At 38.1% G+C, this 17,991-nt stretch carries 19 protein-coding genes and 1 tRNA gene; all 20 read right to left on the bottom strand.

Going from position 1 to position 17,991, the window contains the following annotated elements:
* Nucleotides 1-77: 77 nt before the first annotated feature.
* Nucleotides 78-2,771, bottom strand: coding sequence for a phage tail tip lysozyme (locus RWN13_RS22930; RefSeq protein WP_314068439.1), 2,694 nt, complete (start codon nt 2,769-2,771; stop codon nt 78-80).
* Nucleotides 2,768-3,460 (bottom strand): hypothetical protein, encoded by a 693-nt coding sequence (locus tag RWN13_RS22925; RefSeq protein WP_314068437.1) that lies wholly within the window; start codon nt 3,458-3,460, stop codon nt 2,768-2,770. The genes RWN13_RS22930 and RWN13_RS22925 overlap by 4 nt, the downstream gene beginning before the upstream one ends.
* A complete protein-coding gene (locus RWN13_RS22920) occupies nt 3,460-6,885 on the bottom strand; it encodes a phage tail tape measure protein (protein ID WP_314068435.1) in 3,426 nt (1,141 codons plus the stop codon). Before RWN13_RS22920 ends, RWN13_RS22925 begins: the two co-directional genes overlap by 1 nt.
* Before the next feature lie 158 nt (nt 6,886-7,043).
* On the bottom strand, nt 7,044-7,433 hold the full coding sequence (locus RWN13_RS22915) for a hypothetical protein (protein ID WP_314068433.1): 390 nt from the start codon (nt 7,431-7,433) through the stop codon (nt 7,044-7,046).
* Between the two features lie 51 nt (nt 7,434-7,484).
* Complete coding sequence (locus RWN13_RS22910; protein ID WP_314068431.1) at nt 7,485-8,138, bottom strand: phage tail protein; 654 nt, start codon at nt 8,136-8,138, stop codon at nt 7,485-7,487.
* The gene (locus tag RWN13_RS22905; protein ID WP_314068429.1) at nt 8,139-8,561 is read right to left on the bottom strand and encodes a hypothetical protein; all 423 of its coding nucleotides are present in this window, start codon (nt 8,559-8,561) and stop codon (nt 8,139-8,141) included.
* A 1-nt stretch (nt 8,562) separates the two neighbouring features.
* Nucleotides 8,563-8,952 (bottom strand): hypothetical protein, encoded by a 390-nt coding sequence (locus RWN13_RS22900; protein ID WP_314068427.1) that lies wholly within the window; start codon nt 8,950-8,952, stop codon nt 8,563-8,565.
* Nucleotides 8,915-9,298 carry a phage head closure protein gene (locus RWN13_RS22895; protein WP_314068425.1) on the bottom strand — a complete coding sequence of 128 codons (384 nt, stop codon included), beginning with the start codon at nt 9,296-9,298 and terminating at the stop codon, nt 8,915-8,917. Before RWN13_RS22895 ends, RWN13_RS22900 begins: the two co-directional genes overlap by 38 nt.
* Nucleotides 9,298-9,603: a hypothetical protein gene (locus RWN13_RS22890; RefSeq protein ID WP_314068423.1), complete on the bottom strand. Its 306-nt coding sequence runs from the start codon at nt 9,601-9,603 to the stop codon at nt 9,298-9,300. Before RWN13_RS22890 ends, RWN13_RS22895 begins: the two co-directional genes overlap by 1 nt.
* 16 nt (nt 9,604-9,619) lie before the next feature.
* Complete coding sequence (locus tag RWN13_RS22885; protein WP_314068421.1) at nt 9,620-10,849, bottom strand: phage major capsid protein; 1,230 nt, start codon at nt 10,847-10,849, stop codon at nt 9,620-9,622.
* Nucleotides 10,850-10,861: 12 nt separating this feature from the next.
* Nucleotides 10,862-11,593, bottom strand: coding sequence for a head maturation protease, ClpP-related (locus RWN13_RS22880; protein ID WP_314068419.1), 732 nt, complete (start codon nt 11,591-11,593; stop codon nt 10,862-10,864).
* 21 nt (nt 11,594-11,614) lie between these two features.
* The gene (locus RWN13_RS22875; protein WP_314068417.1) at nt 11,615-12,901 is read right to left on the bottom strand and encodes a phage portal protein; all 1,287 of its coding nucleotides are present in this window, start codon (nt 12,899-12,901) and stop codon (nt 11,615-11,617) included.
* Nucleotides 12,902-12,921: 20 nt separating this feature from the next.
* Nucleotides 12,922-14,580, bottom strand: a complete 1,659-nt coding sequence (locus RWN13_RS22870) for a terminase large subunit domain-containing protein (protein WP_314068415.1) — start codon at nt 14,578-14,580, stop codon at nt 12,922-12,924.
* A complete protein-coding gene (locus RWN13_RS22865) occupies nt 14,558-15,109 on the bottom strand; it encodes a helix-turn-helix transcriptional regulator (RefSeq protein ID WP_314068413.1) in 552 nt (183 codons plus the stop codon). Before RWN13_RS22865 ends, RWN13_RS22870 begins: the two co-directional genes overlap by 23 nt.
* A 159-nt stretch (nt 15,110-15,268) precedes the next feature.
* Nucleotides 15,269-15,586, bottom strand: coding sequence for an HNH endonuclease (locus RWN13_RS22860; protein ID WP_314068441.1), 318 nt, complete (start codon nt 15,584-15,586; stop codon nt 15,269-15,271).
* A gap of 10 nt (nt 15,587-15,596) precedes the next feature.
* Nucleotides 15,597-15,947 (bottom strand): hypothetical protein, encoded by a 351-nt coding sequence (locus RWN13_RS22855; protein WP_314068412.1) that lies wholly within the window; start codon nt 15,945-15,947, stop codon nt 15,597-15,599.
* Entirely contained in the window at nt 15,937-16,296 is a 360-nt protein-coding gene (locus RWN13_RS22850; RefSeq protein WP_314068410.1) for a hypothetical protein, read from the bottom strand. Before RWN13_RS22850 ends, RWN13_RS22855 begins: the two co-directional genes overlap by 11 nt.
* Before the next feature lie 17 nt (nt 16,297-16,313).
* Complete coding sequence (locus tag RWN13_RS22845; RefSeq protein ID WP_314068408.1) at nt 16,314-16,577, bottom strand: hypothetical protein; 264 nt, start codon at nt 16,575-16,577, stop codon at nt 16,314-16,316.
* 328 nt (nt 16,578-16,905) lie between these two features.
* A tRNA-Lys gene (locus tag RWN13_RS22840) sits at nt 16,906-16,978 on the bottom strand.
* Between the two features lie 373 nt (nt 16,979-17,351).
* Nucleotides 17,352-17,822, bottom strand: a complete 471-nt coding sequence (locus RWN13_RS22835) for an ArpU family phage packaging/lysis transcriptional regulator (protein ID WP_314068406.1) — start codon at nt 17,820-17,822, stop codon at nt 17,352-17,354.
* Nucleotides 17,823-17,991: the final 169 nt, after the last annotated feature.

Raw genomic sequence — 17,991 nt, 5'->3', positions numbered from 1 at the left:
CTTAGGTCCATTTTATATTCAGTCATTTTTTCCCTTCTTTCTATTGCTACATATAATAAAAACCCTAGAAGTCTCTCCTAGGGTGGTGTTAAACCTAAAAATGGAGCTGGATCTTTATACCCGCCCCATTTCTCTGTTTGAACAGCAAAATGTAAATGTGGACCTGTGCTGTCGCCGGTCGAGCCCATTCTAGCTATCTGTTGCCCTTTACTCACTTTATCTCCAACATTAACTAACCGGGCACTGTTATGAGCATAACCCGTCATATAAGCATCGTTATCATGTTTAATTACTACCCACTCGCCCATATCAGGGTCGAAATAAGAATAGACAACAGTTCCTGATTGAGCCGCGAAAATGGGATCTCCTATTACACCAGCAAAATCAATTCCGTTATGCATGGTTCCCCATCGAGGGCCAAACCAAGAAGATACAGGCGTCCCTTCAAGAACTGGGTATCCATACTTTCCACCCGGTTGTACTAAGTCCTTAAACTTGTTGTACCACGCTGTAGCTTGTTGAGCTCGTATAGGTTGGTTCGGATTAGCTGGATGCTCATAAAACGCAATGAAATACTCTGCAGCTATTTTTTCATCAGCCAGATAAGTAAATGTCGAAAATGAAATGTATTCCAAATCAGGTCGTTGAGGGTTAGCAAACCATTGAAGATTATTATCAACCTCATACTGTATTCTCATACATTGAGATTCAACGGTTTTGTAATCCAAACCATTGGCATTACACCAATCAATCAACTTACTTGCAGGTGTCCATTGAACAAGACCATAACCTCCGCCACCACTCGTCTCATGTTGATCTGGATTTATCCATGATTCAGATTCCATATTGCCCAACATGCCGGCAATAGCTCGTGTATTCCAACCTTTATTTTGAAAGAATACCCAGACTCTCCAAGCATTTTTTTCCATTTGTGTTGTCACTTCTGGTGGATAATCTCCATTCCAACCTCCACCTCCTGTACCACCTGGAGTGATTTCTTTTCCTCCAACATAAAGGCCTCCCATAATCTCAACTCCTCTATCTGTTAGTGATAAACCAGCTTTATCACTGATTAGATCGAGCCCCTTAGCTCCAAATAATGTTAATCTAGTCGCATTACTACCTGTTCCGAAGTTCTTTGATGGAATAAACAAACCATCTTCATCTTCGTTAATAATTTGGATGAATTCGCCATTAATTAATTTAATCTGTATGGCTCTCTCAGTTTCGCCAGAACTTGGGGTCCATGATGGTGATTTTGCAGTTGTTCCCATTGTCCCTATTGATTCAGTTCCACGCCAAAACTCTAATCCTTTTTTAGTGAGCTCCATAATACGTGTTTCAGAATTCCAAATTGATAGTTTTCCCTCTTTTAATTTGAGAGTGTCTCCCGTTTTATTAAAAGAATTCTCAAAGACATCCGCCCGAATTATGCCCACTGTTATAAAATCTGCTACAATCTCCCCCTTCATGGTCATAGCCAAACCATACTCGCCATTGATTCCGTTCTTACTATAGCCAAATCCATTGATATTCCATTGCCAGACTCGTGTAGCAGTTTCTTCTTTAAATGTATCCATGATTAAAATTTTATCAGGATACACTCTAACGTGACCTCCGAATCCACTATGAATAAGATCACTCGCAATTTCTTTAGACTTAATGGTGATACTTTCTTTGACGCTCTGAACCTCGGTCATAACGCTAGTGAACCCGCCTTTGTAGTTTCCTAAACGTAACGACTTATATTCCTCAATGGAAGGCGTGTATTCATAGCCAATCATTTCCGACTCAATTGAAAAACCATCCTCTTCGTGAATCACATTAACTGTGTCCCCTGGTAGAATGGTTTCTAAATCCTGAAACTCTTCGTATTCGACGGTCTTTGATATTTCAACGAAATTAACACTGTAAGTTGCTTTAGGATAGTCATATCGGTGGTCGGTGTAACATTGAGCAGCTCTTAATCGCAACAAGCGATGAGCTTCTTCTAGTTCAACTTCCCCCTCCTCAAGACGTTGGCCTTCTTTTCTCGCTTTAATATCAGGAAATTCAACGACCTCGATTTTAGGATGGTCGTACGAATTAATAATCGGACTATCCACATACTTTTCAGGTAAGAGTAAGCCATCAAATCCCTGTGGCATGATTCTAGTAATAACTGCTTCGTAATCTAAATCAGACTCATAGCCAACCAGATTCTTCTTATCACGAATAACAATACCACGATTCTTACCTGGATGTTGCATCATGCTAATCTTAAAATTGTCACGTTTCATGTGACCGCCCCAACGGTTAACAAAACTATTGTCTAAACTAGAATCAATCAGAAACGCTATCGGATTTTTCCGAACGACCCGCGAATTGGCTGTCAAATTGATATCTGAATTAAAAGTGAAAGGATGTGGGTATTGCGTATTTCGACTCATTTGATCCAATGCTTGCTGGCCATTTTTTCCAACGATAAACGTATCTTCAATCAAATTGTCGCTTAAATCATAGCTAATATGTAAAGCTCCAACCTCAACAATACCATTAGTAGTCTTAGGTTTATGGATTCGAAACGCTTGTTCACCATCTGGTGTGGGACATTTAACAATTCGTTCGCCTTGAATTTTTGCGCCATGCTTAGCAAAAAGTGGATATCGAAAGGTGAAGACAAATAGGCCATTGTCAGTCCAGGATACATTATCGTCATAAATGGCGTTATCTAGGACTCCAAGGCCGTTATGAGTAAACTCTTTTTCATTTTTTTCATACAAAACAATCATCTATATCTCCACCTCGGTTCAATAACCACATATTCTACGTTTCCTTTCCAGCTCACATCTGTGTTTCCAATTAACAATTGCGGGAATTTTCCAATCATCCGATTCTCCATCCCTTCATCATTTTCTCTGTAAGCCTCTTTCAAATCACAATCAATATGAATAAAATCACGAACACCTTTCAATTGAATAACTTGCTCATTAATATGAAGGTCAATGTCGCCTTGACCAAAGATGCTTATTAACGGATCAGCTTCAATGGTCCCCATACTATACAAAGTTTCTGGTTGATATAAAAAACGAGGAGGCGTTACGGCATAATCAAAAGGTTGGATGTCAAAAACAACTGTTCCATAACCATAAAACTCTACTTCGTTATCAAAATCACCAAATTCTATATTATTTATTTTGAAATAGACATCATCATCTGAGAATTGGAGTGTTTTCTTATTTGATAATAACCCTTTAAATAATCTGAGGTCGTGTTTAATATTCCGTTCTTCCAAGATATTAAACACGACAGAAATCGTTCGATCTTGAAACATACGCTTCTTAATCAATGATCCGTGACGTGTTTGAACTTGAACTTTTTCAATCACCTGTTTATTGGCAGGAATCACTGGCCGTTCCGCTATTTCAAAACCGGTGGTATTTGTTGGTATATTATCTAATAGCGCATAAAAGCAACTCACTAGCGATTCCTCCTCCCTACACCGTAACTTAAATCAGTCCCTCGGTTTTCAAAACTATCATCCACAATATGGGCTGCTCCTTCTCCTACTTTTTTGCTATCCATTTCGGAAATAACACTAATATTGAGCTCATTCTTTATCGTGATAGAATCCATGTAATTATCCATCATACGTTGCAATGCTTGTTCACTTGCTCTAACAGCGCCCTCTCCAATCATTCCGAGGTTCTCATTATTTAATGGAATAGCTGCTTCATTCTCCGGTCCATCCCCAAATCCCTGTGGAACGCCACCATACATACCAGCAACAACCGGTTTCTTAAAGATAGCTCCTTTTTTATTCCACTTCACATCAATGCCTGATGGGTAAGAAATTTCTTTACCAAAAATTGTTTTAGTGGAAGTTTTTAATCCGAATCGAGGGAACTTTATCTTCGCAAAAAAATCAACAATTGAATCAATGGCGTTTTTTATACCATCCTTCATATCGTTGATTGGTTTCATGACGTTATCTTTTATTTCATTGAATTTTTTTCCAGTATCGTTTTTAAGCTTGTCAAAAGAGCCTACTAAACCCGACCATATATCTGCCCCCCACTTCAATAGATTGTCTTTCGTCTCTATCATAGGTTTGGTAATACTCTCTTTGACCTCTTGCCATTTTTTTCCAGCAGCATCTTTAAATAGCGTGAATTTTTCCATCACGCCATCAACGGTTTCTGATACGAATTTGACAACCTCGTTCTTCATTTCGATAATAGGCTCAATAATAACTCGTTTAAATGTTTGTCCCACTTCTGTCATGAAAAGCAGAAAGGCATTAAATTTCTCTTGAATCCAAGTAACTAATGGTGTAATAAATGTTTCCATGATCCAAGTTCCGAGCTGTGTTAATGCGCCTGTGACAATATCATATATCGCCACTAAGGTTAAGCCAATCGCCTCGCCAATTGTAGCGAAAAATGACCCAATCATACCGAAAAATTCTGACAATGCGTGAGTGAGAGGAGCAAAGAATTCTCCTATTGCTGCTAGTTTTTCTTCAATGCCCTCTTTTAACCGAGTGAAGAACTCGCCAATCTCATCCAACTTTTGTTTAATACTGGCTTTCCCATCTTCAATTGCCTTAGAAAAGAATTCCCCGATAAAAGACCCTAAATCAGAAAAGACCGTTTTTATGTTATCTATCTTATTTTTGAATCCCTCGACTAACTTTCCAAATCCTTCTTTTATATCCCCCCAAAGATTACTGAAGAAAGTGGCGATATCAGCGCCAAGATCCTTGAAGAACTTAGAAATATCATCCCAGTAGATCACAATAGCGGCAATTAAAGCGGCGATTGCTGCAACTATTAACGGAATGACCAATAACAAACCTCCAGCCGCAACGGCTGTAATTCCAAAAAACGAAGCAATCGCCCCAATGACTGGGGCCAATGCACTCATGACCATTAATACCGATCCTATTGTGCTAATGATTGGCCCCATCGCCATAGCGATTAACCCTAACGTCATAATAAACTTTTGTGTTTTGGGATCTGCATCAGAAAACCGCTGTGCTAAATCAGCCACCACTTTTAAAACGGGCTGTAAAATATCCAAAACATTTGATAGAGCGTCCATTAATGGACCACCAAACTCAATCGCAATATCTACTACTTGGTTCTTTAACATTTTTAATTTCGACTCAAATGTTTCATAACGTTGAGCGGCTTCATTTGTTAGAGCTGTATTTTCTTCCCAGGCTTCACTTGAAATGTTAAGCGATTCAGCCAATGTCTCGCCAGCTCCGCTTAAACGTAACATTGTGTCAATCTCTTGTGTAGAATTAAGTCCCATTTCTTTTAATACAGATGTCACATCACCACCTGCGTTTTTAACTTTACCTAGTCCCTTTACAAACTCAACCACTGCAGAAGCAGCATCTTCTTTCCATGCTTTTTGAAATTGTTCAGACGTCATACCAGATGTTCGGGCAAAAACTTCTAGTTCTTTACCACCACTTAAAACGGATGTTTGAACTTTTTGAATGAATCGCGACATTGAACTCCCGCCACTCTCGGCGTTTATCCCTACAGAACTCATTGCGGCAGCCATCGCCATAATTTGATCTTCCGTCATATTTGCTTGTTTCGCACTACCTGCTAATCGTAATGACATCGCAACGATATCACTCTCTGTTGTCGCCATATTGTTCCCTAGTGCAACAATTGAACTTCCTAGCCTATCAAAGTTTTCTTGGGGCATTTGTGTGATATTAGCTAATTGAGCCAAACTAGATGCGGCCTCTTCACTGGCTAAGTTTGTTGATTCACCCATGTCTATCATTGTTTTGGTAAAACTTAAAACATTTTCGGTTTTAATCCCTAATTGACCAGCTGCTTCCGCTACTTCACTGATTTGTGAAGCAGAAGCAGGTAACTCTTTTGCCATATCCCTAATACCATTTTCTAAATCTTCGTAAGAGATAATAACCTTACCGTTTTTATCTACTAACTCATCAACAGTCTTACGCATACCAGCGGCTGCACTGTCAAAATCACTGGCGGCTTTAATTGAACCGCCACCGACAGCTAACAAGGGTAGGGTGATTCCCTTAGTTAACCCGCCACCAATCGTTTTCATCGAGTTACCTATTTGCCCCGCAACTTCTCCAAAGCGTTTCAGCTTGTCTGTACTGTCTTTATATGAGTTAGCAAACTCTTGTCCTGCTAATTTGGCATCTAGTAACGATTGTTCTAATTTATCAACTTCTTGAGAGTTCTCACCAAACTCTTTTTTTGCAACAGATAGCTGCTCTTCCAAATTTCCTATTTGATTGGCACTGTTTTTCATTTGCTCCGCCAAATGTTGTTGCTCTAATTTGGCTTTATCTGTCGCTCTAGCGTTGTTTCCCAGTTCCGCTACCTGTAACTCATATTCTTTTGTCAGCTTGTCAGACGAGCTTGCCAGTTGCTCCTGTGTTTGTTCTAAGGATTCTAGCTTACTTTGTCGTTCTTGCGAGGCCTGAATTGCTTTTTTTTGTTCGTCAGTTAAGCTCATTTCGGCTTTTTTAGCTGATTCTAACTTAAGAGTTGTCTCGTGAATTCGATTCTTTAAGAATTCTTCGTTCTTCTGAGCGTCAATTAAACTGTTATTCCAAATTCTTGTTGCGTTTGAAGCTTCGCCAGTCATTTCCTTTGTATTTTCAAGAGCGCTCGCCGTCTGCCTTGTTTTCTCTTGAGAAATACTGTACTCTTTATTCAATTTCGCAATCTCAGCTTCCAGTTTTTCGGACTCACTGGCTGTGTACTTCATTTGCTCCTTTTGTAATTTAAATTCTTTGTTTAACGTTGTTACTTCTTTGGTATTTTCTTGGATACCTTTCTTAAAGGTATTGTTAACAACGCTATATTCTACCTCAACTTTTGGAAATTGTTTCGCCATTTGAATCCTCCTTTAGTCTGAATTAACAAAATTACTGATAGCAATCTTGTTGAGAGCGATTTTCTTTACAGAACTAATCGGTTGATTCCATGTAGTCCATGAATCGATGCCAAGGAAATAGACATAATAGGAGTAAACATCCTCTACGTCTTCAACCACTAGTTTTTTGGGTGTTTCTTACCACCTTGTTGTTTATTTTTCTTTGTCGTGTGTTTGATAAATTCTTTTTGCATGGTTCCTTTTTTGTTAGAACCACCCACGATTTCACTAAAGAACTCAGTCGCTTTCTCCAAATCGTAATTCAACTGACTTTCAAACACGTCTTGAGGCATTGGATTGGAGTTGGCGTTTAGATACGCAATGTAATAAGCATTTTCTAAATCATCTGTTTCGAATGATTTGGGATCAGATTCAAGCAACATCAACTTACCTAAAAAGTTCGGACTCAATGTCCCGTCTTTTTTAAATTTTTTCATTTTTCCCAATGACACGTCCGTATCCAGTTTGGCTGTTTCGCCATTTCTTAACTCAATATAGTGAATACCCATTTGTTTTCCTCCATAAAAAAAGAGCAGCCTCGTGGCCACTCTTCTAATCAGTTATTTTTTGGTTACTTTTTCTTTCATGTCAGGTTCTTCAGTTTGAGCCATTCTCAATGAGAATCCTTCTACTCCTTCAGTCCCTTTTATCAAATCCAACCCAAAGTTCTTATTCCAGTTTGTTTTGATATCCTCATCTTCTACTTCACTTTCAAAAGCTTCGTAGTAGAACTCTCGGTTCGAATCCTTCAAGAAATTGATTGGCATTTCAACTTCTGCAATCTCTTCGCCGCCATTTTCAATCTTGAATTTGAAACCAGCTCCAATTTGACCGTTTGGAAAAGCCATCATTTTCCGCTCATCGCCCTCCAAATTAAAAACATCCCATGTAAAAATGCCTGTTCCAGCTCTTGACTTAGTTCCATAAGCCCATACACCAGGCTTAAGTCCCGTCGTTCTCAGTCCATAAGCTTTTCGGAGAATATCAACAGGCATGTGACCAATAAACGTCCCCGTCATTTTTTGAGGAATCGGAACGCTTTTTGTTTCATAGCCCTCACATTTCTTGGTGACAACCTTCAATTCAGTTTCTACTTCTAAACTACCTGTACATCCTAGTGGCACTGCTGGTGCTGACACTTCGCTACCAGACCATTTAACAGCCCCGTTTGTTACTTCGTACTGGTCATATTCTGTAATCATTTCTACTGTCATTTAATTCCCTCCTAAACTTTTGTGTGCCTCTTGCAACGCTGAAATAACATCATCTAGTATCTGTTCATTAGCAGATTCAGCCCCCCGCTCAAAAAAACGTTGTGCTATCGGATTTCGTGGCCCTCGACCTTCATTTGGAAAAACTAAATAGCCGAAGGAGCCAGCCTTATTGGCTGCCCCTCCTCTGGCATAAATCGTAAATCCTAAATTTCCCATTCTAAAAGCTAATGAATTTGATGTTTTAGCGTGTCTTGCTTTTTTACTTCGACTAATTGGCATAAACCCAACAATCGCCTGAATCATTTTCTTTGTCCCTTTTGCTTTTAATACATCATTGGTCAATTTCTCAGAAAGCGGTGCAATCTGAGACATCGCTTCTTTTAATCGTTCTGACTTCGAGACGTCCAGTTTAAAATCAACCATATCAACACTCCTTAACGATTGAATGGAAATAAAGTGTCAGCATTCTAGCTTGTTGATCGCTGTCTGCCATTCGGCCATAATCAGACTCTGTACTATCAAAATAGAGTCGGCAGCGTCTCAATCCGTCTTTTAGTTTAAAAATCGTGTCCGTTGATAACCGTTGATCCTCACGGGTCACAAAACTTAGTAAAAACTCCTGTTTCCATTGTTTTGGACTCTCCGCAGGTGATAAGTCGCCAAATGGATCATAGATAAAAAAAGAGCGGTTGGCTTCTACTTCATCTTTAGTAATGTCTGTGCCAAACACTTCAAATTTATTATTCGTTTCAGACATAATGGTCTCGACTATTTTTTCAAGATCTAGATTCGATTTTGGCGAAACCAATCCCATCCTCAATCACTCCAATCTTTGTTAAATACCAATACATTTTAATACGATCGGCATCAGGGTCTATTCCTGTCACTTCATACACATCGGATGCTATTTTAATCTTATGCGTCTTTTCAACGTCAGTTGTAAAATAGGTGGATAGTTTCAAGTCAACCGTCTTATTTTTTCCTCCATATTGTTCAAAATCATTTTGACGAATACTTTCAATCGAAAAATAAAGACGTCCTAAGTAAATAAACTCTTCGCCTATGATTCGTTTAGTCGAATCTCTTTTTGTCTTGATTTGACCGAACTCTAGTAGACCATCATTAAATGGTTTGCCTTTCGTTTTCTCCCGATTCCGCATTATTCTCCACCTCTATGCAATGCAGCATATAATTGAAGGCTGATTATGTCGCTTATATGATCTTTTTGGAAAATACTCAGTAAATCATTCCAACTATATAAACAATACTCTTTTAGTAACCGAATAGACTTTCTGCCTAGAATGGTGGTTCCATCAAATGGAAGTGGCCCACATAATGACTGTAGTTCGGCCATTCCATCAATGGTTGATTCTCTGAGGTGATCGTCTAAGTTTGAATGAGTCACCCTCAAAGTCTCTTTAATACTTTTTAATAACTCATCACTGACTTCAAGTGTTACTTCCATTTGAATTCCCTCCTATTTATTTCTTGGCAGTTCTTTTCAAGCCTTCTCCCTCTTCTTCAGTTCCGGGTTTAATGGTAGTCATCGTATCAGTTTTCTTGATATCTGGATCCGGATCTAACGGTGCGGCTGTGGCTCCGGTCATTGCTGAGATATTGGCTACGAAGAACGCATTAGCATTTTTAGCAACACCGTTACCGTAGAATTTAGCAATAAATAAATCTAAATCTTCAATAGCCAACGTTTCTTCATATTTTTTTAGTTCTACTTGTCCGCTGACACCCAAGAAATAATTTTTCAAAACGCCGAAAATAAGTGTGTCCTTTGGAACAGCATGAGATTGGACAATCTCATCACCCGTTGGCAATGAAATTAAATGCCAGTTATTATTTGCATCCTTCTGAGCTAATTTAGGGAACAATTTCCCCCAATAGGTCTGAGGATTGACTAGCACTGAAACTCGACCATTATCTGTTTTTGCCTCGGCCATAGACATGTGGACCCCAGCAAGTGTGCCTGGTTCTAAATCATTCATAGTAATTGTTTCCTTGTCGGGATATACGCCGTCTGTTGACCCGCTTAATTTTTTGATCATCCCAATCGGTTTTAAATTACCGTCACCAGAAATAACCGCGATTTCTAAACTGGCTTGCATAATTTCTTGTAAGACAGTAATAATATAATTGGCTAACCAGTTTGGCCCTAATTTGAAGAATCCTTTTGTAACAGGTAGGAAACCACTCAATTTTGCAGACTCTAAATCAATTTTCTTGAAACCATTGATAATTAATTGCTTAATATCATCTGGAACAGCTCCCCAGAAAGCTAATGTTTTGGTTGGGTCTGAATAAATATATTTCATCAACCCTTCGACTGGCACCGCATCAATTCGTGAGAGTACCGGATGTTCTTCTTTAAGATTTTTAAAAACATCTTCTACAATGGTCACTGGAAATACTTCTACCAAATTATCCAAAGATTTCTTTTCGACCGCTGCTGCAAAAAACTTGTTTTCTTTCGAAGTCAGCTGACGGCGAATCCCCCGATCGACCAAAATTTTGTCGTCGTTGTAGTTCTCGCCTAATTCTGCAACAAGGCGCTCATTTTGAGCCATCATTGACGTTTGAATACCTTCGAAGAAATCATTAAAAGCTGTTGCCTGTTCTTCTTTATCATCACTTTGCATCGCATTAAAAAGTGCTGCCCGTTGTTTGTCTAAACTATCCTTAAATAAATCTGCATTTTTCATGTATAAATCCTCCTAAAAGTTATTAATAAAATTTTTAATTATATTTGTATTGGCTGTTTCTTTATTACCTGGTATTTCTTGATCTTGCGGTTTGACCTTTGATGCAGCATATTTTTCAAACAAGGTATTTTTAATCGTCTCTTCTTGCCCTTTTGGGTCTTCTATAACAACTTCTCTGACAACTTCTGTGGCAAACCCAAAAGCCAGACTTTCTTCAGCTGTTAGATGCTCCTCTTGATCAAGTAATGTCTTCAATTCTTCGACAGCCCCTACAAATTTAGCCATATAGGTCTCTTCAAGAGAGGTTTGAGTCTTTTCTAATCTATTAGCAACTAACCGTAATTCCTTTGCATTTCCCCAAGTAACGGTCCAAGGATTATGGATCATCAATTGAGTATTGGCTGGCATTATACGGTCATCACCAGCCATAAAAATAATGGAACCCCCACTAGCAGCTATTCCATCCGTAAAAGTGACAATTTTCTCTGTTCGTTCATACATCAGGTAATTGTGAATGGCAATCGATTCAAATACATCGCCACCATAACTGTTTATGTGAACTTCCAGAGTTTCAGCAGTCACACCTTTGAGCGTTCGTTGAATATCTTTTAAACTAATAGAGTCATACCAAGCTGTCCCAATATCACCATGGAGAGATAATTTCACTGTCTTATCGTCGTCAACTTTGTTCTGAATCGCTAATTTTCTTGGTACTCGGTTCAAAATTTGATTCTTTTTTGTCATATTGATCTCACCTCCCTTCACTTAATTTTGAATCGATAGAAGCATCGCGTTAACTGTTTCTTTGATAGCATGTTCCACTTCCTTCATATTTTGATAATTCTTAGTAACGAAATGTTCATTAGCCCATGGTTCGTCTATGGCTTCTTCACCCAGTTTTCTAAGAACCATGTTTGGACTATAAACACCAATACGCAAAAGAGCCTCCGCAGCCGCTGCGAACTTCACAGGGTCTTTGGTGGTAATAGTGTTTGTCTGGATTTTCATTTTTGTTCCAGCTCTTACGTTTTCAAATTTATATAATTTACGATTGATTTCTCCCTCGAAATTATCTGCTAACGGTCGAACCGCATCGTCAATAAAATTTTGCTTAACGACTTCGCCATCAGCCACATCCCCTTTGATATAGGCTCTAGGGATACCAAAAGCATCAGCACACATATGAATAATATCTGTAAATGTGTCTGTAATATCCCTCGTTGTTGCTGTCCCACTTTTGGTGTTCCCTTTTTTATTACCAATTTCATCTAAATCAAGCCCTGCTTCAAAAGGAGTGATAGAATCTTTATCTTCTAAAATTCCCTTGTATCGATTTTCCAAAAAATCTTCAAGGATATCATCGTATTCTGTTACAATCGAACCATCTTCTCTTTTCAGTGGCTCGCCATCAGCTCCTACCACGTTCTTGGTTCGAAAGTTCTCAAATAAGGAATCCATTTTCAATTTAAATTTGAAAGAATTGTTGCGGTTATAGTTTCGTATCGTTCCAGCTAAAAGTTTGCCATAATCATCATACACACCATCTACGATACTCTTCACTTGATTGTTGTGTAAGACAAAATGAAGCACTTCACTTTCGGTTTTGGTTGACTGCATACCGTATCCGCCAGCTACCACGATATTCGAATAAAGATTTTCCTTAAAGGCACGTTCTTCAATCGTATAATCATCGGCCACAATAAAGTTTCCCTCGTTATCTTGAACAACTAAGGCACCGTCACAATCAAATACCATTTTGTAGATAATCTTATGAAAAAATTGTGTTTGATTTTGATTTAAGTTAGGTTCAAAGTTGAATCGCCACCACATAATCCCTTGCTGTTCTTTCTTTTTTAAAAAGGTTTGAAAGTCACAAAGAGATAGAGCGTTAGCCAACCGACTTATACAAATATTCAACGCGTAATTTTTGTAAGCAGCGTCCCCCTTCCATTCGTAAGTGAAATCTCGCTGTTTACTCCTTTGAGACGTTGTTTTGTTTTCTGGAAACATATTCCTTATCAACGGTAAATCTCTAATTGCAATAATCGCCATCTATGTATTTCACCACCTTCCTAATTTCCGACAATTGTTTTCAGTCGACGGTTATATGTCACAACTGGTGCATTTAACTCTTCTCTGTACTGCAACGCATGAATAAGCGCCATAAACCCGTCAGTTTTTCTTAGTTTCGGTTCCACTTTTTCATAACAAATGTTGCCTTTTCCATCCCGTACTACCATAGTATTTTGTGTATACCAACGCATCATAAAGTCATCATCACAATAAACAATATTCTGGTAAGCGAATAGATTTTCTATCGTCGGTTGCAGCTCAGTGTGGGTTCGAGTGCCTGACCGGGCTATTTTTAGTGGGTTAAAGCCACATTTAATAAATTCTTCACCCAAATACTTGACTCTATATAAATCTGAGGTGACTAATTTAATGTTGTAATGCTTAGTTTGTTCGATGAACCATTTAGATACATCTTCAGGTGTATTGGTTTCATTATTAACAATAGTTATCATGTTTCGCTCAATCCCAACATCAATCGGAACTTTATAATTTCGGCCAATCATTGCCTTTTTGTTAATTAATGTGTGGCTCTTCCAGTAATACTTTTCTCCGACCTTGAAAAGTAATCCTAATCCAACGAAATCCAACGTATCCGACATATCTATCGCAGCAATGCAAGGTAATCCAGTTAAATCTGGCGTTTCTTGTTTCGTTGCCAAAATATTTTCCCAACTTGTCACTGCTGAAAATTCTTCTCTCAACGGCCAGTTCATTCGTTTGGTATAAAACTCAATTCTTGCGCTTGGACGATCATCTAATTTTTCAAATTCAAGTAACATTTCCAACTTTAAATCAGGGAAGTGATTAATAGAGGGATTGGCTTTTTCCCAGAGTTTTGGATCTAGCGCATCCTCCAATTTGTCGATTTTACAAATAAAGGGAAATGTCCGTCTCAATGGCCGTTCGCCAGCTAGTATCATTTTGGCTTCATCTTTTAGTCCATCTAAAAAACCGTCTCTTATATCCCCGTCGGTTGTAAAGTAAAAGCGCCGAGAATGCTTCTTTTTTCCCAGACCACTGGTAAACACTTTGATGGATGCGTCATTCTCATAGGCATGTACTTCATCGAAGATAACGGCCCCTTGCCGCCCACCATCTTTCGTTTTGGCGTTATTTGTCCGAAAACGAATAACAGATCCTGTTTTCTTAAAAACAATTTTCTGCTGGGTCCATTTAAATCTTTTTTTGTACTTCTTTTTGTCTCCCTCAAGAATTTCCCAAATTTCATTGAACGATTCCATCGCCTGATCTTCTGAGGTAGCGACAATATCTACATGGTATTTAGGTATTCCTTGTACTGTAGATAAATACCATTCAATTGCCGACATAAAACCAGTTTTACCACCACCACGTCCCATCATTACCAAAAATTCATTAAATACTAATGAACCATCTGCGTAAAACACGCCGGCAACAAATGCAAAAATAAAAATTTCCCAATCCAATAACTTGAATGGGAAATGATTTTCGATATTTTTAATCCCTTTTTCTATTTTTTCACCATCAATGACAATATTCTCAACCTCTAATTTTGAATCGATAAAATTCATCAGTTCTATGCGCTCTTCATTCGCTTGAATATCACCATTTCTGACTTTATTCATGTATTGATCAATGGCCCAGTGGTACTTAATTTCAGAAGTCGTCATCGTCTTCATCACCGCCACCACCATCAAAATTAGCTGTATCGATTCTCAAAAAGTCTAGAATTTTCAACATTTGAGTGCTGGTTTTATGCATTTCAGAGATTGAGTCATTTTTTTTGTATCCTTTTTGTTTGTCGCCATTTGACCACGGAATAGACACACCTCTTACTCTTATATCTTGTATCAGGTCATTTTTCATGTCCCATAACATCATATAATCGCTAATTAGATCCACAAAGTGCCCTTCTATAATCCCTAAGTCTTCCAACTGTTCCAGCAGGCTTTCTTCTATTTGAAGTCGCTTGTCTAAATAGGACTTGGAGCGCTCACTATTTGTCGCACCTTGTCCATCATTTCCGTTTACAAAGTCTGAGCTTATGACGAATTCTGATACATTTAGCGCTACAGCAATTTTGGCCACCGTCTCCTCATCAGCCTGAGACGTCTGACTTTCATACCTTGCGATAGTAGTCCTACTGACGCCTACCTTTTCAGCTAATTTCTTTTGCGAAATTTTTTGAAGCCCACGTATTTGTTTCATTCGGTTCCCGTCTAGCATTATTAACCACACCCCCCTCATGCGAAATTTCGATTTTTTTGTCTAGTCTTCACCCCCTCCCCGTTACCTGTATCCCCCAAAAGAAAAGCGATTTGATATCGACCGGGGGGATCTACTGCAGAGGTTGTGGGCATTATTTTGTTACCATTTCTCTTCATTTGTAAATTTAGGTTTAACTTTTAGTTTATTAGGATGCTTCAAATTATGACAAGTCTTGCATACACTCTCCAAGTTAGATAAAGTCAAAGCCAACAATGGGTAGTCCCTCACCTCTTTGTCGTGGTGGACAGTGTTCGCCTCTACTAATCTGTTCTCATTTCGTAAACACTCTTGACACTTCCCTTTATCCCGTCTTAACGCAATCAACCTCAATCTTTTCCATGCTTTGGACTTATAGAACTTAATCAATTGACCTTCCTTAATCCACTCACATAGTTGTTTGAACAATTCAGGAGTCATTAAATCCATTTCAACTACGCTGCCTTCCTTCACGGTCAACTTGACTTCGGTATTCTTTAGCCCAAACCTTTTGAAAAATAATGTACTCATCAATAGAAAGTTCATTTAGATCTATCTCATCAACTTCGGGATTTATTGATTGGAGTTGATGCATTACTGCACTTCTATTCCTATCGCAATTAATCAAATGTCTCATAGAGTTAGTCAGCACATAAGCCGCCTGTCCATTGTTTAAACCAGAAAGCAGAAGTATTTCCGTGAATTGTTCCGCTAATTTATCCATGTCTGTTTTGCTATTAACATTGTCCAACATTTTTTTTATGTTTTTCTTTTGAAGGAGATTCAATCCTTTATTTGCCATGCTCATCACCCTCCACTATACTCATTTCAATTGCGCCATAAAAGTTGACTAACCAATTTGAAAACTGGATTTGCTGAATTTTGCTGGTGCTGTTCGCTAAAGTATATACATGAATATCATTACCTCTTGAGACTATTTCTATCCCAAATGATTGTTTGCCATAGTCTTCAAATATCTCGTCGGCGTACAACTGACTAAAACTTCCGGTATTATGGATTACATGTTGCTTATGGATGAATTCATTGTTTGGATGTTTAACAGATTTAGAAGTCATTATAGTAGCCATTGTCGCTAAAACAGCTACACCTATAAGCAATAGAAACAAAATGTTCTTCTTGCTATCACTCATTTAATCTACCTCCTTATTCATTGTGAAACCCTTAAATGATTAGCTTCAACTAGTTTAGATACTATCGGAGGAAGACTATCATAATATTTTTTATCTTCACAATCTCTTACTTTTTGCCAACGTGCTCGTTTGTTATCAATACGTTCTTGACGTTCAATATTATCGAGTGCTTGTTTAGCTGTATTATCATAATAATGCTTTCCATTAAAACAACTAATACTCATACCTTTCAACTCCTCTCTGAATAAATTAGAAGGAATTATTCCAGTAACAATCATCATAAATTTGCCTCCTTCTCTCATTCTTTAATGCACGAATACTCCATATAATCACGCGTTTTAATAATCAGTCACTAGCCCAGTGATACCAATGCTTTAGGCTATCTTTTTACTTCATGATTACTTTTGCCGATAAAATGTTTCACACGACCTCTTTCTTCTATATAAATAGTTGATTCAAGGTACATAAAAACGCACAATCATTTGACTGATTGTGCGCTGACCAATTTCATCCCAACATAAGATGATTAACATTCCAGTGATAAGCTGCAACATTAAACGGTTTTAAGTGATTCTAGACAGTTTAATGATCTAGTTACCGTAAACACTATGAACCCTGTAGGACTCGAACCTACGACCTCCAGATTAAAAGTCTGGCACTCTACCAACTGAGTTAAAGATTCAAATGAGCTCACACCCTGGCATGCAAGCTCTTATTTACTCTACACCAGGTAGTTTCGGACTAAGTTGTTTCCGCAACCCGTCCTGTATCTTTGGTACGTAATACTAGCTTGAGTGAAAGTTTTCCGCCAATCACCCAAGTACACATCTTTTATAGCGCTGTTGAGAAATATAAAGAAAGTTTGATGTTATTCACATCCTTCTTCTTATATTCAGCGCTAAAGGTAATTGAGTTAGTTAATTTTCGAAATTTCTTAATCTTGCTGGCTAATTACCAGCTACCCAATTACCTGACAATATCATAATAACTCTTTTAATAGCGGTTGTGTGTCGGTAAAATGACGGGATAATAGCGGTAAAATAGCGGTTTTTAAACTACTTAAATACCACTAATTCCAAAGCGTTGGCAAATTGAACCAATGCTTCATTACTCTCTTCCCTGACTACATCCTTTTCATAAGTAATTCTTTGACAGACAACCTCTACAGGTAACCCCTGCAAAAACCTTAAGATGAATACTCGCCTTCTTCTTTCTGTTACGTCCGTTTTAAACGGATGTACTATAGATGCATAGCCAATGTTGAATATTGCGTGCAAACGAAGGCATTCTCTTTTCGCTTCATCATTTAAAATTACTGTCTCTTCCACACTTGAATGAAACTGATTAGAAAAACTTGGAGGAACCAAACTAAAGCTTGAAGTCGTCTTAGGCTCTAATGTTTCACCAGCTCTTGAACGTGCTGCTTTATATTGTGATAAAAATATTCCAACATTATATTTAGTTTTATCCATATCAATTTTATCTGGTTTTGGTACTTCATATTGAGTAATATCAAATAGAGCCATGTTCAATTGATTCCTCCTTGATTTCTTGTTATAATTAGCCTATGAATTGATGCCGATCAAATCGATAAGCTAGGAGAAATCCTGGCTTTTTTTATTTGCTATTTCCTTGTCTTGTTATTCTTCCGAACAATAATAAGTTTTATTTCATCAACCATAACCAAAACATCCA

This window comes from uncultured Vagococcus sp., assembly GCF_963518325.1.
Classification (GTDB): domain Bacteria; phylum Bacillota; class Bacilli; order Lactobacillales; family Vagococcaceae; genus Vagococcus_D.
The sequence above is the reverse complement of the archived record's forward strand: the minus strand, read 5'-3'. Positions and strand labels throughout refer to the sequence as shown.